This is a genomic window from Streptomyces sp. NPDC056738 (assembly GCF_042790435.1).
Taxonomy (GTDB): domain Bacteria; phylum Actinomycetota; class Actinomycetes; order Streptomycetales; family Streptomycetaceae; genus Streptomyces.
The window spans coordinates 13920-28298 of sequence record NZ_JBHTZF010000009.1 but is presented as its reverse complement, the minus strand read 5'-3'; the positions used below and the strand labels follow the sequence as shown (position 1 = coordinate 28298).

Annotated in this window: 11 protein-coding genes; 6 read left to right on the top strand and 5 right to left on the bottom strand. The window is 70.6% G+C overall.

Annotated elements, in window-relative coordinates; translation table 11 throughout:
• Window positions 1-107: 107 nt before the first annotated feature.
• Window positions 108-2672 (top strand): RelA/SpoT family protein, encoded by a 2565-nt coding sequence (locus ACFRIC_RS23560; RefSeq protein WP_382788846.1) that lies wholly within the window; start codon window positions 108-110, stop codon window positions 2670-2672.
• 89 nt (window positions 2673-2761) lie between these two features.
• Here ACFRIC_RS23560 and ACFRIC_RS23555 read toward each other — a convergent pair whose 3' ends face one another.
• Both ACFRIC_RS23555 and ACFRIC_RS23550 read right to left on the bottom strand, forming a co-directional pair.
• Window positions 2762-3991, bottom strand: a complete 1230-nt coding sequence (locus ACFRIC_RS23555) for a DUF349 domain-containing protein (protein ID WP_382788843.1) — start codon at window positions 3989-3991, stop codon at window positions 2762-2764.
• A 135-nt stretch (window positions 3992-4126) separates the two neighbouring features.
• Entirely contained in the window at window positions 4127-4945 is an 819-nt protein-coding gene (locus ACFRIC_RS23550) for a peptidylprolyl isomerase (protein ID WP_382788841.1), read from the bottom strand.
• A 180-nt stretch (window positions 4946-5125) separates the two neighbouring features.
• Between ACFRIC_RS23550 and ACFRIC_RS23545 the strand changes: the two genes are divergently transcribed.
• Both ACFRIC_RS23545 and hisS read left to right on the top strand, forming a co-directional pair.
• Window positions 5126-5839, top strand: coding sequence for an MBL fold metallo-hydrolase (locus ACFRIC_RS23545; protein WP_382788838.1), 714 nt, complete (start codon window positions 5126-5128; stop codon window positions 5837-5839).
• Between the two features lie 10 nt (window positions 5840-5849).
• Entirely contained in the window at window positions 5850-7112 is a 1263-nt protein-coding gene (hisS, locus tag ACFRIC_RS23540) for a histidine--tRNA ligase (RefSeq protein WP_382788836.1), read from the top strand.
• A 100-nt stretch (window positions 7113-7212) separates the two neighbouring features.
• Here the strand turns inward: hisS and ACFRIC_RS23535 are convergent, their stop codons facing one another.
• A complete protein-coding gene (locus tag ACFRIC_RS23535) occupies window positions 7213-8058 on the bottom strand; it encodes an ABC transporter permease (protein ID WP_382788833.1) in 846 nt (281 codons plus the stop codon).
• Window positions 8055-8921: an ATP-binding cassette domain-containing protein gene (locus tag ACFRIC_RS23530; RefSeq protein ID WP_382788830.1), complete on the bottom strand. Its 867-nt coding sequence runs from the start codon at window positions 8919-8921 to the stop codon at window positions 8055-8057. The genes ACFRIC_RS23535 and ACFRIC_RS23530 overlap by 4 nt, the downstream gene beginning before the upstream one ends.
• Before the next feature lie 136 nt (window positions 8922-9057).
• On the opposite strand from ACFRIC_RS23530, the gene ACFRIC_RS23525 reads away from it, so the two are divergent.
• The 3 genes from ACFRIC_RS23525 (at window position 9058) to rpsD (ending at window position 12125) form a co-directional block, all read left to right on the top strand.
• Window positions 9058-9702 (top strand): vitamin K epoxide reductase family protein, encoded by a 645-nt coding sequence (locus ACFRIC_RS23525; RefSeq protein WP_382788827.1) that lies wholly within the window; start codon window positions 9058-9060, stop codon window positions 9700-9702.
• Window positions 9703-9814: 112 nt separating this feature from the next.
• Window positions 9815-11170: a replication-associated recombination protein A gene (locus ACFRIC_RS23520; protein ID WP_382788824.1), complete on the top strand. Its 1356-nt coding sequence runs from the start codon at window positions 9815-9817 to the stop codon at window positions 11168-11170.
• A 340-nt stretch (window positions 11171-11510) separates the two neighbouring features.
• Window positions 11511-12125: a 30S ribosomal protein S4 gene (gene rpsD / locus ACFRIC_RS23515; protein WP_037621164.1), complete on the top strand. Its 615-nt coding sequence runs from the start codon at window positions 11511-11513 to the stop codon at window positions 12123-12125.
• A 39-nt stretch (window positions 12126-12164) separates the two neighbouring features.
• On the opposite strand, the gene ACFRIC_RS23510 is transcribed toward rpsD, so the two are convergent.
• Window positions 12165-14333 carry an ATP-binding protein gene (locus tag ACFRIC_RS23510; RefSeq protein ID WP_382788822.1) on the bottom strand — a complete coding sequence of 723 codons (2169 nt, stop codon included), beginning with the start codon at window positions 14331-14333 and terminating at the stop codon, window positions 12165-12167.
• Window positions 14334-14379: the final 46 nt, after the last annotated feature.

The following is a 14379-nucleotide window of genomic DNA, read 5'->3' as shown; positions in this document are numbered from 1 at the left end:
GTACGAGGCCGCCCCCGGCGGCCGACAGCGAGTCCGGCACGAAGGATCGCTACCATGGGGTTTCCGGAGCCTGACCGGGGGACCCGGATCGCGCACGAGGAGCCCTCTTGCCAGACGAGGCCCAGCCACTCGCCCCCAGCGCGGAACGCCTGGGGCGAACCGCCTCCACCCAGCCCGAGCCCGCCTCGGGCCCTGCGGAGAAGCCCGCACGGAACGGAGCGAGCGGGCCGGTCGAGCACGCCCAGTCCGCGCCCGACGGAACGGCGGCCGAGGCGTCGCGCCCCAAACCGGCCCCGCCCGAGCGGCCCGTGAACACCCCGGCGGTCCGGCCCGCGGCAGCGCAGCCCTCCCGCTCCGGCGGCTCCTCCAACCGCGTCCGGGCCCGCCTCGCCCGTCTCGGCGTGCAGCGCTCGAACCCGTACAACCCCGTCCTGGAACCGCTGCTGCGGATAGTGCGCAGCAACGACCCCAAGATCGAGACGTCCACGCTCCGGCAGATCGAGAAGGCCTACCAGGTCGCCGAGCGGTGGCACCGGGGCCAGAAGCGCAAGAGCGGCGACCCGTACATCACGCACCCGCTCGCCGTCACCACCATCCTCGCCGAGCTGGGCATGGACCCGGCGACGCTCATGGCCGGTCTCCTGCACGACACGGTCGAGGACACCGAGTACGGCCTGGACCAGCTCCGCCGCGACTTCGGCGACTCCGTCGGCCTCCTCGTCGACGGCGTCACCAAGCTGGACAAGGTCAAGTTCGGTGAGGCCGCGCAGGCCGAGACCGTGCGCAAGATGGTCGTCGCGATGGCCAAGGACCCGCGCGTCCTGGTCATCAAGCTCGCCGACCGCCTGCACAACATGCGCACCATGCGCTATCTCAAGCGCGAGAAGCAGGAGAAGAAGGCGCGCGAGACCCTGGAGATCTACGCGCCGCTCGCCCACCGCCTGGGCATGAACACCATCAAGTGGGAGCTGGAGGACCTCGCCTTCGCGATCCTCTACCCCAAGATGTACGACGAGATCGTGCGCCTGGTCGCCGAGCGCGCCCCCAAGCGCGACGAGTACCTCGCCATAGTGACCGACGAGGTCCAGTCGGACCTGCGCGCGGCCCGCATCAAGGCGACCGTCACCGGCCGCCCGAAGCACTACTACAGCGTCTACCAGAAGATGATCGTCCGCGGCCGTGACTTCGCGGAGATCTACGACCTGGTGGGCATCCGCGTCCTCGTGGACACCGTCCGCGACTGCTACGCGGCACTCGGCACCGTGCACGCGCGATGGAACCCGGTCCCCGGCCGGTTCAAGGACTACATCGCGATGCCGAAGTTCAACATGTACCAGTCGCTGCACACGACGGTCATCGGCCCCAACGGCAAGCCCGTCGAACTCCAGATCCGTACGTTCGACATGCACCGCCGCGCCGAGTACGGCATCGCCGCGCACTGGAAGTACAAGCAGGAGACCGTCGCCGGGTCCTCCAAGATCCGCACCGACGTGCCCCGGGCCGCCAAGGGCAGCGCCGGCCAGGACACGGTCAACGACATGGCGTGGCTGCGCCAGCTCCTCGACTGGCAGAAGGAGACCGAGGACCCCAGCGAGTTCCTGGAGTCCCTGCGCTTCGACCTGTCGCGCAACGAGGTCTTCGTCTTCACGCCGAAGGGCGACGTCATAGCGCTTCCGGCCGGTGCGACACCGGTGGACTTCGCGTACGCGGTGCACACGGAGGTCGGCCACCGGACCATAGGGGCACGGGTCAACGGACGCCTCGTGCCGCTCGAGTCCACCCTGGACAACGGCGATCTGGTCGAGGTCTTCACCTCCAAGGCGGCCGGCGCGGGCCCCTCCCGCGACTGGCTCGGCTTCGTGAAGTCGCCGCGCGCCCGCAACAAGATCCGCGCGTGGTTCTCCAAGGAACGCCGCGACGAGGCCATCGAGCACGGCAAGGACGCCATCGCCCGCGCGATGCGCAAGCAGAACCTGCCCATCCAGCGGATCCTCACCGGCGACTCCCTGGTCACGCTCGCGCACGAGATGCGCTACCCCGACATCTCGTCGCTGTACGCGGCGATCGGCGAGGGCCATGTCACCGCCCAGAGCGTCGTCCAGAAGCTCGTGCAGGCACTCGGCGGCGAGGAGGCGGCCACCGAGGAGATCGACGAGTCCGTACCCCCGGCGCGGGGCCGCGGCCGCAAGCGGCGCAGCAACAACGACCCGGGTGTCGTCGTCAAGGGCGTCGACGACGTGTGGGTCAAGCTCGCCCGCTGCTGCACGCCGGTGCCGGGCGACCCGATCATCGGGTTCGTCACCCGCGGCAGCGGCGTCTCGGTCCACCGCAGCGACTGCGTGAACGTCGACTCGCTCTCGCGCGAGCCCGAGCGCATCCTCGAGGTCGAGTGGGCGCCCACCCAGTCCTCGGTCTTCCTGGTCGCCATACAGGTCGAGGCCCTGGACCGGTCCCGGCTGCTGTCGGACGTCACCCGTGTCCTGTCCGACCAGCACGTCAACATCCTGTCCGCGGCCGTCCAGACCTCCCGGGACCGTGTCGCCACCTCCCGGTTCACCTTCGAGATGGGCGACCCCAAGCACCTGGGACACGTCCTGAAGGCCGTACGGGGCGTCGAGGGCGTCTACGACGTGTACCGCGTGACATCGGCCCGCAGGCCCTCCGAGGCCTGACGCCGGAGACATGAGAAGGGGCTCCCGTACGGTGCGTACGGGAGCCCCTTCACATGGGTGCGGCGGGTGTCAGCCGGTGCGGCGGTGTGTCAGCCGCCGAACTCCTGAAGACCCTTCAGCGCCTGGTCCAGCAGCGCCTGACGGCCGTCCAGCTCCCGCTGGAGCTTGTCGGCCTTCGCGGTGTTGCCCGCGGAGCGCGCCGCCTCGATCTGGCCCTGGAGCTTGTCGACGGCGGCCTGGAGCTGACCGGTCAGACCCTCGGCACGCGCGCGTGCCTCCGGGTTCGTCCGGCGCCACTCGGTCTCCTCCGACTCCTGGAGAGCCCGCTCCACCGCGTGCATCCGGCCCTCGACCTTCGGGCGGGCGTCGCGCGGCACGTGGCCGATGGCCTCCCAGCGCTCGTTGATGGAACGGAAGGCCGCACGGGCCGCCTTCAGGTCCTGCACCGGGACGAGCTTCTCGGCCTCCTCGGCCAGCTCCTCCTTGAGCTTCAGGTTCTCCGTCTGCTCCGCGTCACGCTCGGCGAACACCGAGCTGCGCGCCGCGAAGAAGACGTCCTGGGCGCCGCGGAAGCGGTTCCACAGGTCGTCCTCGTGCTCGCGCTGGGCGCGGCCCGCGGCCTTCCAGTCCGCCATCAGCTCGCGGTAGCGGGCCGCCGTCGGGCCCCAGTCCGACGAGCCGGACAGCGACTCGGCCTCGGCGACCAGCTTCTCCTTGGTCTTGCGGGCCTCCTCGCGCTGCGCGTCCAGCGACGCGAAGTGCGCCTTGCGCCGCTTGGAGAACGCCGAGCGGGCGTGCGAGAAGCGGTGCCACAGCTCGTCGTCCGACTTGCGGTCGAGTCGCGGCAGCCCCTTCCACGTGTCCACCAGCGCACGAAGCCGCTCACCGGCCGCCCGCCACTGGTCGCTCTGCGCCAGCTCCTCGGCCTCGACGACCAGCGCCTCCTTGGCGTGCCGCGCCTCGTCGGACTGCTTGGCCCGCTGGACCTTGCGCTCCTCACGGCGCGCGTCGACCGTCGCGACGAGCTTGTCCAGCCGCACCTTGAGCGCGTCCAGATCACCGACCGCGTGGTGGGCGTCCACCTGCTCGCGGATGTGATCGATGGCGGTCTGGGCGTCCTTCGCCGACAGGTCGGTGGTCTTCACTCGCTTTTCGAGGAGGCCGATCTCGACAACCAGGCCTTCGTACTTGCGCTCGAAGTAGGCCAGCGCCTCATCAGGGGTGCCTGCCTGCCAGGATCCGACGACCTGCTCGCCGTCGGCCGTACGCACGTACACGGTCCCCGTCTCGTCGACGCGGCCCCACGGGTCGCTGCTCACAGCGCCTCCTCCACATGATGCCTGTGGGGGGCTTCGGAGCCCCCTGGCATCGTCCACAGTTTCGTCACGGCCAACATAGGCGACCGGCGGGGCGGCTGTCCGCATCCCGCGCGACCGAAATTCAGCAGCGTACGGTCAGGATTTCGTCACGGTCAGCTTGTTGACGACGACCGTCGCGTTCGGCGCGCCGTCGCCCTGGCCCGTGCTCTCGCCGGCGGCCGCGATCTTCTTGAGAACCGTCATGCCGGACTTGGAAATAGTTCCGAACGGTGTGTAGCTGGGCGGAAGCTGACTGTCCTGGTACACCAGGAAGAACTGGCTGCCGCCGGTGTGCTTCTGGCCGGTGTTGGCCATGGCGATCGTGCCCGCCGGGTACACGTTGCCCTTGAGCGTCTTGTCCTTCAGATTCTCGTCCGGAATCGTGTAGCCGGGACCGCCGCTGCCCTGGGCCGTCGGGTCACCGCACTGCAGGACGTAGATCCCGTTGGTGGTGAGCCGGTGGCACTTGGTGTGGTCGAAGTAGCCCTTGCCCGCGAGGAAGGCGAACGAGTTCACCGTGTGCGGGGCGGCGGACGCCTTGAGGGCGATGTCGATGTCACCGCACGTCGTCGCCATCTTCATGGAGTACGCGGCGGACGTGTCGATGGTGACCGCCGGCTCCTTCTTCCACGTGAGCGACTTCACCTTGCCCTCGGCCGGCTTCTCGCACGGATCGGGCGCCTTGCTCGGCGGCGTCGCGCTGGGCGTCGCCCCGGCCGCGCTCGCCTTCTTGTCGTCGCTCTTGAAGAGCCCGGTCGCGTAGGCCGTCGCACCGCCCGCGACGAGCACGCCGACGACCGCCGCGATCACCGCGTTGCGGGTTTGGGTCCTCCGTCGAGCGGATGTGCGGCGCTGCTGCTGTCGCAAGAACTTCTCCCGGGCGAGCTGACGCCGCCGCTGTTCCTGGCTGACCACCGGAATTCTCCTCGTGCGTCTCGTACGTCGAGTGGGACGCGTGCGTCGCCTGAGCCGACCACCCGCGTGTGCCCCGTACCGTATATGGGTTCGCTGAGGAATCGGCAGCGCCGGTAGGCTCTGATCCACAGCCAACCGCCCCGTACGACACCAGCGCGTACGCCACCACGAAGGACGATCGTGCTCATTGCCGGGTTCCCCGCCGGGGCCTGGGGGACCAACTGTTACCTGGTCGCCCCCGCCGCGGGTGAGGAGTGCGTGATCATCGACCCGGGCCATCAGGCCGCCCAGGGAGTCGAGGACGCGCTCAAGAAGCATCGGCTCAAGCCCGTCGCGGTCATCCTGACCCATGGCCACATCGACCATGTCGCCTCGGTCGTCCCGGTGTGCGGAGCGCACGACGTTCCGGCCTGGATCCACCCCGAGGACCGGTACATGATGAGCGACCCGGAGAAGGCGCTCGGACGGTCCATCGGCATGCCGCTGATGGGCGAGCTGACCGTGGGGGAGCCCGACGACGTGCGGACGCTGACCGACGGCGCGGAGCTGAGGCTGGCGGGCCTCGACCTCTCCGTCGCGCACGCGCCGGGCCATACGAAGGGGTCGGTGACGTTCCGGATGCCCGAGAGCGCGGACATCCCGTCCGTGTTCTTCTCCGGGGATCTGCTCTTCGCCGGCTCCATCGGACGCACCGACCTGCCGGGCGGCGACATGGACGAGATGCTCGACTCGCTGGGCCGCGTGTGCCTGCCCCTCGACGACTCGACCGTGGTGCTGTCCGGCCACGGCCCCCAGACGACCATCGGCCAGGAGCGCGCCACCAACCCGTATCTGCGGCAGGTGGCGGCCGGCCTGGGAGCGGACCCGACCTCCGCTCCACGACGAGGAATGTGACAAGACTTCCGTGAGCACCTTCAGGGCCCCCAAGGGCACGTACGACCTCATCCCGCCGGACAGCGCCAAGTACCTCGCGGTCCGCGAGGCCATCGCGGCCCCGCTGCGCAACTCCGGCTACGGCTACATCGAGACGCCCGGTTTCGAGAACGTCGAGCTGTTCGCCCGCGGTGTCGGTGAGTCCACCGACATCGTGACCAAGGAGATGTACGCCTTCGAGACCAAGGGCGGCGACAGGCTGGCGCTGCGCCCCGAGGGCACCGCCTCCGTGCTGCGCGCGGCCCTCGAGGCCAACCTGCACAAGGCGGGCAACCTCCCCGTCAAGCTCTGGTACTCGGGCTCGTACTACCGCTACGAGCGTCCCCAGAAGGGCCGTTACCGCCACTTCTCCCAGGTGGGCGCCGAGGCGATCGGAGCCGAGGACCCGGCGCTCGACGCCGAGCTCATCATCCTGGCGGACCAGGCGTACCGCTCGCTGGGCCTGCGGAACTTCCGCATCCTGCTGAACAGCCTGGGCGACAAGGAGTGCCGTCCCGTCTACCGGGCCGCGCTGCAGGACTTCCTGCGCGGCCTGGACCTCGACGAGGAGACGCTGCGCCGCGCGGAGATCAACCCGCTGCGGGTGCTCGACGACAAGCGCGAGGACGTCCAGAAGCAGCTCGGCGGGGCACCGCTGCTGCGCGACTACCTGTGCGACGCCTGCAAGGCCTACCACGAGGAGGTGCGCGACCTGATCACGGCCGCGGGCGTCTCCTTCGAGGACGACCCGAAGCTGGTGCGCGGTCTGGACTACTACACGCGCACGACCTTCGAGTTCGTGCACGACGGCCTCGGCTCGCAGTCCGCGGTCGGCGGCGGCGGCCGTTACGACGGGCTGTCCGAGATGATCGGCGGCCCCGCGCTGCCGTCCGTCGGCTGGGCGCTGGGCGTCGACCGCACGGTACTGGCGCTGGAGGCGGAGGGCGTGGAGCTCGAACTCCCCTCGTCCACCAGCGTGTTCGCGGTGCCGCTCGGGGAGGAGGCCCGCCGGAAGCTCTTCGGCGTGGTCACCGAACTGCGCCGGGCCGGTGTCGCCGCCGACTTCTCGTACGGCGCGAAGGGGCTCAAGGGCGCGATGAAGAACGCGAACCGCAGCGGGGCCCGCTTCACGGTCGTCGCCGGTGAGCGGGACCTCGCCGAGGGCGTCGTGCAGCTCAAGGACATGGAGTCCGGTGAGCAGACGGCGGTCGCGGTCGACGCGATCGTGTCCGAACTGCGCGCGCGCCTGGGCTGATCCGGCCGCTCCCGCCCGGTGGGCCTCCCACCGGGCGGGTCCTCGCCCGGCACCGGACCTGTCCGGGTCCGCACTGGGGTGGGGTGCCCGGCCGGAGCCGTCAGCCGTCGCGGCGGTTCTTCCAGCGGAAGGTCAGCAGACACAGCAGCAGGCCTCCGACGCACCACGCCCCGAGCACCAGCGCGACGCGCCCGAACTCCCAGTCGCCCGCCTGCTCCAGCACCTTCGCGGAGTCGGGCAGGAACACCCCGCGCAGCCCCTGGCACATCCACTTGAGGGGGAACAGCGCGCCGATGTTCAGCATCCAGTCCGGGATGGTGTCGACGGATATGTAGACGCCGGAGATGAACTGGAGGACGAGGAAGGGCAGGACGACCACCGAGGTGGCGCTCTTGCCGGACTTCGGAACCGAACTGATCGCGATGCCGAGCAGGGCGCAGGCCGTCAGACCCAGGACGAAGATCCAGCCGAAGTCCGCCCACCGGCCGGCGTCGGAGGGCAGATCGACGCCGTACAGCGTGGTGCCGACGGCGAGCAGGATCGCCGTCTCCAGGGCACCGGTCACCAGAACCAGCCATATCTTGCCGAAGAAGTACGCGGCCGGCGGCATCGGTGTGCCGCGCAGCCGGCGCAGCACCCTCTCGTCCCGTTCGATCGCGATCGAGATGCCGAGGGACTGGAAACTGGTCGACATGATGCCCGCGGCCATCATCGCGGGGACGTAGAGCTGGGACGCGGTGATGCCCGCGCCCTTCACGTCGTTGCTGAAGATCGACGCGAACAGGAACAGGAAGACCACCGGGAAGGCGAAGGTGAAGACCACCTGGTCCCGCTGGCGGAAGAACTGCTTGAGCTCCAGGCCTCCGCGGCGCAGTCCCAGCCCCCAGGCGCCGGGCAGCCGGCCGGACGCGTCCTTCGTGCCGGGTCGTACCTCGGTCGTGGTCATCGCGCGTCCTCCTGGCCGGTCAGCCGCAGATAGACGTCCTCCAGGGTCGGGCGGCTCACCCGCAGTCCCGGGATCTCGCCGTCGAAGCGGCGGGTGAGGTCGGCCACCGTCTTCGTGGGCGTCCCGGTGCGCTCGCTGCGCGGGCTGCCGTCGGCCTCCGTCCACGCGACCGTGGCCTCGCTGCCGAACCGCTCGCGCAGCGCGGCCGGTTCGCCCTCGGCGACGACGCGGCCCCGCGCGACGACCGCCAGCCGGTCCGCGAGTGCCTCGGCCTCCTCCAGGTAGTGCGTGGTCAGCAGGATGGTGGTGCCCTCGTCGGCCAGTTTGCGGATCAGCTCCCAGAACTGCCGTCGCGCCGCCGGGTCGAAGCCCGTGGTCGGCTCGTCCAGGAGCAGCAGCTCGGGCCCGCCGATCACTCCGAGGGCCACGTCGAGCCGCCGGCGCTGACCGCCCGAGAGCGACTTGATCCTGCTGCCCGCCTTCGCCTCGAGACCGACCAGACCGATGACTTCCTCGGGGTCGCGGGGATTCGGGTAATAACGGGAGAAATGCCGCACCGTCTCGCCCACCGTCAACTCGGCGGGCGCGGATTCGTCCTGCCAGACGATTCCGACGCGTGAGCGCCACGCGCGCGTGCCCGTCTCCGGGTCCGAGCCGAGCACGGAGACCTCGCCCGCGTCCCGCCGGCGGTTGCCCTGGAGGATCTCCACGGTGGTGCTCTTGCCCGCTCCGTTCGGTCCGAGCAGGCCGAACACCTCGCCCCGCCGGATGCCCAGATCGATGCCGTCGACCGCGGTCACGTCCCCGTACTGCTTGCGCAGCCCCCGTACGTCCACCGCGAGTCGCTCCGCGTGAGTTGTCATGCGGAAGAGCATCTCCCCGAACCGAACCTTCCGGGGCGCCCGTGCGTACCTTCTTATGGCCACCGAACGGTGGGCGGCCGGGCGGGTGCGGCACAATGAGCCTGCCCGCAGGCCCCTTCGAAGCTACGGAAACGGCGTGATGAACAAGACGACAGTCAAGGACGTCCCGACCGGTCAGGAACGCCCTGCCGCCACCCCCGCGCGCACGGTCGGCGGCAGCCGCGCCCTCGCGGTGCTGCTGGTGATCACGGGCGCGGCCGGTCTCCTTGCCGCGTGGGTCATCACGATCGACAAGTTCAAGCTGCTGGAGAACCCGAACTTCGTCCCGGGCTGCAGCCTGAACCCGGTGGTCTCCTGCGGCAACATCATGAAGAGCGAACAGGCCTCGGCCTTCGGCTTCCCGAACCCCATGATGGGGCTCGTCGCCTACGGCATCGTGATCTGCGTCGGCATGAGCCTGCTCGCCCGCGCGACCTTCCCGCGCTGGTACTGGCTGACCTTCAACGCGGGCACGCTCTTCGGCGTCGCGTTCTGCACCTGGCTCCAGTTCCAGTCGCTGTACCGGATCAACTCGCTCTGCCTGTGGTGCAGCCTGGCCTGGGTCGCCACGATCATCATGTTCTGGTACGTGACGTCCTTCAACGTCCGCAACGGCTTCCTGCCCGCCCCGGGCTGGCTCAAGGGCTTCTTCGGCGAGTTCACCTGGGTCCTGCCGGCGCTGCACATCGGCATCATCGGCATGCTGATCCTGACCCGCTGGTGGGACTTCTGGACGAGCTGACCGGCTGACGGGCCGACGGGCGGGCGCGTCGACGGGCCGGTCGCGGCCCCGACCGAGGCCGCGGTCCACGGCCCGGCGGGGATTGTCAGTGGTGTGACATAGGGTTTTGGACGTGGAGCCCGACCTGTTCACCGCCGCCGCAGAAGAACGCCAGGAGAAGGACCCGTCCAGCAGTCCTCTCGCCGTGCGGATGCGCCCGCGCACCCTCGACGAGGTCGTGGGGCAGCAGCATCTGCTGAAGCCGGGCTCGCCCCTGCGCAGACTGGTCGCCGAGGCCGACGGCGGCCCGGCCGGACCGTCCTCGGTGATCCTCTGGGGCCCGCCGGGCACCGGCAAGACGACCCTCGCGTACGTCGTCTCCAAGGCGACCGACAAGCGCTTCGTGGAACTCTCCGCGATCACCGCGGGCGTCAAGGAGGTCCGCGCGGTCATCGACGGCGCCCGCCGCGCCGCCGGGGGCTACGGCAAGGAGACCGTCCTCTTCCTGGACGAGATCCACCGCTTCAGCAAGGCCCAGCAGGACTCGCTGCTCCCGGCCGTGGAGAACCGCTGGGTGACCCTGATCGCCGCGACCACCGAGAACCCGTACTTCTCGGTGATCTCGCCGCTGCTCTCCCGCTCCCTCCTGCTGACCCTCGAAAGCCTCACCGACGACGATCTGCGCGGCCTGCTGCGCCGGGCGCTCGCCTCGGAGCGCGGCCTCAAGGACTCCGTGGCCCTGCCCGGCGACACCGAGGACCATCTGCTGCGCATCGCCGGCGGTGACGCCCGCCGCGCCCTGACCGCCCTGGAGGCCGCGGCCGGCGCGGCCCTCGACAAGGGTGAGCCGGAGATCACCCTCCAGACCCTGGAGGCGACGGTCGACCGCGCCGCGGTGAAGTACGACCGCGACGGCGACCAGCACTACGACGTGGCGAGCGCGCTCATCAAGTCCATCCGCGGCTCCGACGTGGACGCCGCCCTGCACTACCTCGCCCGGATGATCGAGGCGGGCGAGGACCCCCGCTTCATCGCCCGCCGCCTGATGATCTCCGCCAGCGAGGACATCGGCCTCGCCGACCCGAACGCGCTGCCCATAGCCGTCGCGGCCGCGCAGGCCGTCGCGATGATCGGCTTCCCGGAGGCCGCGCTCACCCTCAGCCACGCCACCATCGCCCTCGCGCTGGCCCCCAAGTCCAACGCCGCGACCACCGCCATCGGCGCCGCGCTGGAGGACGTCCGCAAGGGACACGCCGGTCCGGTGCCGGCCCACCTGCGCGACGGCCACTACAAGGGCGCGGCCAAGCTCGGGCACGCCCAGGGGTACGTGTATCCCCACGACCTGCCCGAGGGCATCGCGGCCCAGCAGTACGCGCCCGAGGAACTCAGGGACCGGGAGTACTACACCCCGACCCGGCACGGCGCCGAGGCGCGCTACGCCGACGCCGTGGAGTGGACCAGGAAGCGCCTCGGTAGAGGGCGCTCCTGAGCACCCTGTACGATGGCTCGAAGCGCTGCGTCCCGTGTCCGGCTCCGGTCGGCACCACCAGAACGGGACATCCAGCCGGAGCCCCTGCCACCACGGGGGGATTCCAGGAGCGTCGCGCACCGTCGAAGGTGTCGCGGGCAACCCACCACCACCCGGAACTCCGGGACCGGTCGGTGGGTCACTCGCGTGCTGCACGTATGTGCCCAGACCCAGGAGCGGCTGCCCGCCCCGTCCCCGTGGATCTCCACGGCGGCGAGGAGGGTTTCCCGGGCTGCGGATTGCGACCTCCCCTAACCCTGGTGAAGCCGTATTCGCATCGGAAACATGAGGTGTTTGGTTCATGGCGAACCAGTCCCGCCCCAAGGTCAAGAAGTCGCGTGCGCTCGGTATCGCGCTGACCCCGAAGGCTGTCAAGTACTTCGAGGCCCGCCCCTACCCGCCGGGTGAGCACGGCCGTGGCCGCAAGCAGAACTCGGACTACAAGGTCCGTCTGCTCGAGAAGCAGCGTCTGCGCGCGCAGTACGACGTGTCCGAGCGCCAGCTCGTCCGCGCCTACGAGCGTGCCTCCAAGGTCCAGGGCAAGACCGGTGAGGCCCTGATCATCGAGCTGGAGCGTCGTCTCGACGCGCTGGTCCTGCGTTCGGGCATCGCCCGCACGATCTACCAGGCCCGCCAGATGGTCGTTCACGGCCACATCGAGGTCAACGGCCAGAAGGTCGACAAGCCCTCGTTCCGCGTCCGTCCCGACGACGTCGTGATGGTCCGCGAGCGCAGCCGCAGCAAGACGCTGTTCGAGGTTTCCCGCGCCGGTGGCTTCGCCCCCGACGGCGAGACCCCGCGCTACCTCCAGGTGAACCTCGCCGCCCTGGCCTTCCGCCTGGACCGTGAGCCGAACCGCAAGGAGATCCCGGTGATCTGCGACGAGCAGCTCGTCGTCGAGTACTACGCCCGCTGATCTTTCGACAGCGGACGCGGTACCACCCAAGCGTCGGCGTCAGCCCGTCGTCTCCCCGCCCTTCGAGGTGGGCGAAACGGCGGGCTTTCGCACGTCCGGGGGCAGCCTGCGCGGCGAGGGCACCGCACCCAGCGGCGGCACCCCGGCCCCGCCCAGCGCCCGGGCGACCGCCGCGTCCTGCCCGAGCAGCCCGCCCGCCCGTACGCACTCCTCGTACCGCTCGTCACCCAGCTCCTGCCGGGCCAGGGCCGCACAGCGCTCGTGCGGCGCGTTGTAGTACGCCGAGCCGAACAGCGGCAGACCCACCGACGGCCACATGCGCGCCGCCGCCCCCTGGAGCACCGCGGCCTCGGCTGCGTCCCCCTCCACCACCGTCACCAGGGCGAGCAGCTCGACCGCGAGCACGGCGCCGAGCAGATCGTGGAAGCTGTGCGCGATCCCCAGGCCCTGCTCCAGCAGACCGCGCGCCCGCGCCGGATCGCCCTCCGCCTGCGCCTGGTACGCGAGGACGTACAGCGCGTACGCCAGCGCCCAGCGCTCCCCGTGGTCCTCGCACACCCCGCGGACGTCCTCGCACAGTTTCACCGCGCCCGGCATGTCGCCCTGGAAGGCGAGCGCCATGGCCAGCTCGATCTGGCCCATCAGCACATTGCTGTTGAGCTCGCCGATCTCGTGATACCGGTCCAGCGCCGAGCGCAGCAGCCTCTCGGCCCGCGCCATGTCGTCCGTGACCAGGGCCAGACAGCCGGTGCGATGCTCGGCGTACGCCACCGCGACGGCGTTCCCGCAGCGCTCCGCCTCGTCGCGGCACTCCTGGAGCGCGGACAGCGCGGGCACCGAGTCGCCCTGGAGGACCGCCACGTAGCCGAGCACCCACAGGGCCTTCAGCCGTGACTGGTCGCGGTCGCCGTCGAGTTCGACACTGCGCTCCAGCCAGTGCCGCCCCTCCGAGAGACGGCCGCAGCCGACCCAGTAGAACCACAGGGCGCCCGCCAGGTACTGGCCCAGATGCGCGTCGTCGGGTTCGCCGAGCGAATACTCCAGCGCGCAGCGCAGATTCGGCAGTTCCGTCTCGACGCGCACCGCCACCTCGGCCTGCCGCGGCGAGAACCAGTCCAGCTCGCACCAGGTGACCAGGCCCATGTACCAGTCGCGGTGGCGACGGCGCAGCCGCTCCGCGTCGCCCGTCGCCGCCAGCCAGTGCGCCCCGTAGGCCCGGACCGTGTCCAGCATCCGGTACCGCACTCCGGCCGCGGTCTCCTCGCGCGCGAGGACCGACTGCGCGAGCAGTTCGCCGAGCACGTCCAGCACGTCGTCGGCGTGCAGTCCGTCCCCGCTGCACACGTACTCCGCGGCCTCCAGGTCGAACTGCCCGGCGAACACCGACAGGCGCGCCCACAGCAGCCGCTCTCCCGGTGTGCACAGTTCGTGGCTCCAGCCGATCGCCGTCCGCAGGGTCTGGTGCCGCGGCGGCGCGTCGCGCACACCGCCGGTCAGCAGCCGGAACCGGTCCTCCAGGCGGGCGAGCAACTGAGCGGGGGAGAGGGCGCCGACGCGGCCCGCCGCCAGTTCCAGCGCCAGCGGGATCCCGTCCAGCCGCCGGCACAGCTCCCGGACGTCGGAGCCGTTGCCCTCGTCCAGCGCGAAGCCGGGCACCCGGGCCGCCGCCCGGTCCGCGAACAGCTCCACGGCCTCGGCCTCGTCCAGCGGCGCCAGCGGGAACACCCGCTCGCCCGCGATCCCCAGCGGTCTGCGGCCCACGGCCAGCACCCGCAGTCCCGGCGCCCGCCGCAGCAACTCGCCCACCAGCGCGGCGCTCACGTCGACCAGGTGCTCGAAGCCGTCCAGGACCAGCAGGAGCCTGCGCCCGGCGACATGGTCGAGCAGCACCCGGCGCGGCGGCTTCGCCGTGTGGTCCGTCAGCCCGAAGGCCTCGGCCACGGCGTACTCGACGAGTTCCGGGTCGTGCACCGCGGACAGGTCCACGTGCCACACCCCGTCGAGCGGGTCCGTCGCCGCCGCCGCGTGGGTGGCGAGGCGGGTCTTGCCGACGCCCCCCATGCCGGTCACGGTGACCAGACGGACCGCCTCCAGCGCCTCGGCCAGCCGCGCGAGCTCCGCGGAGCGCCCCACGAACGCGTCGAGTTCCAGGGGCAGATTGCCGGGTACGGCAGGACCGGAGTGTCGGCCGGGGTGAGAACGCTGCATGAGATACGGAGCGTACTGACCCGTTAGCGCTCCGTACAATCGGTTC

Coding starts and splice junctions, on each gene's coding strand:
- ACFRIC_RS23535 (WP_382788833.1), bottom strand. CDS start 8,058: ATGACCACGACCGAGGTACGACCCGGCACGAAGGACGCGTCCGGCCGG.
- ACFRIC_RS23530 (WP_382788830.1), bottom strand. CDS start 8,921: ATGACAACTCACGCGGAGCGACTCGCGGTGGACGTACGGGGGCTGCGC.
- rpsD (WP_037621164.1), top strand. CDS start 11,511: ATGGCGAACCAGTCCCGCCCCAAGGTCAAGAAGTCGCGTGCGCTCGGT.
- ACFRIC_RS23510 (WP_382788822.1), bottom strand. CDS start 14,333: ATGCAGCGTTCTCACCCCGGCCGACACTCCGGTCCTGCCGTACCCGGC.